Here is a 980-nt window from a genome sequence, read left to right on the forward strand (position 1 = left end):
GGTTGAGCAGAAGAAACATACATGGCCTTAAAATGCTGGTTGGCACTTTTAGACATCTCAGAACAAACGGCTCCCCTATTAACAAAAACGTGCTTTTTGAAAAGCATTTGCCTAGCGTAATAAAGAGCGCAATTGTAGATCTTGTTAGATTCTGAACAAAGATACTCGATAATCGCCTCAATATCACGACTGGTATGAATTAGAACCTGTTGACAACCATACATCTTTTTGTCGTTTACTGTAATATGATCAACATTATAGCCATTAAATATAAAATTGACAATGAGAAAGAAAAGTTTTGAGTATCAACACTATAATCACTCTATCGGGCTGGCTATTGTCCATTTGGTTTTTGTCCCAAAACGAAGGAAGCCTGTTCTCAAAGGCGATATTCGGAACAGGCTTTATCAAATCTGGCAGGAGTTGGCAACGGAAAAGAATTGGAATATTCGAGCTGGTGAGATAGCACCTGATCACGTCCATCTTTTTATTGAGTTTCCCCCAACAATCCCAATTCATTTAATTGTTAGGTTTTTCAAAGGGAGATCTTCTAATTTCCTTCGGAAAGAATTTCCTGAATTATTGAAACTACCTAGCTTATGGAGTAAAAGTTATTTTTTTAGTACCGCAGGTAATGTCAGTGCGACAACTATCCAGAAATATATTGAAGATCCGCATCATCATTAATTGAATGCGGATAAATCCGCCGAGTCACTTTTCCGCCTCGCTCTAAAGAGACGAGGCTACCAAGTTTCTATCTTATTCCCAAACTTTCACCAATAAAAACCCCGACCTAGGGAATTGGATCGGGGTACAAGTTTGATATGAGCATTATATGGGGATTATTACCGCATATCCCACAGAGCCTTAAACAAAGTCTCAGCCAGCTTTCTGGATGTCGCGTTCCTTGCTGCTTTCAACGCCGCCCCAGAAACTTTGTTCCCTTTGTGGTATGCTCTAGTTACCCAATAAACTCTAAG

1 protein-coding gene and 1 pseudogene are annotated in these 980 nt (G+C 39.5%); one reads left to right on the top strand and one right to left on the bottom strand.

The genetic code is table 11. The features are described 5' to 3' along the window. Positions 1-224: pseudogene (locus B9T16_RS28910) on the bottom strand (RNA-guided endonuclease TnpB family protein); the annotation flags it as partial. A 58-nt stretch (positions 225-282) separates the two neighbouring features. Here B9T16_RS28910 and tnpA point away from each other — a divergent pair. Then, complete coding sequence (gene tnpA / locus B9T16_RS28915; RefSeq protein ID WP_006616017.1) at positions 283-687, top strand: IS200/IS605 family transposase; 405 nt, start codon at positions 283-285, stop codon at positions 685-687. The last annotated feature ends 293 nt before the right edge of the window (positions 688-980 follow it).

The organism is Arthrospira sp. PCC 8006 (assembly GCF_046480465.1).
Taxonomy (GTDB): Bacteria; Cyanobacteriota; Cyanobacteriia; order Cyanobacteriales; family Microcoleaceae; genus Limnospira; species Limnospira platensis.

Coding starts and splice junctions, on each gene's coding strand:
- tnpA (WP_006616017.1), top strand. CDS start 283: ATGAGAAAGAAAAGTTTTGAGTATCAACACTATAATCACTCTATCGGG.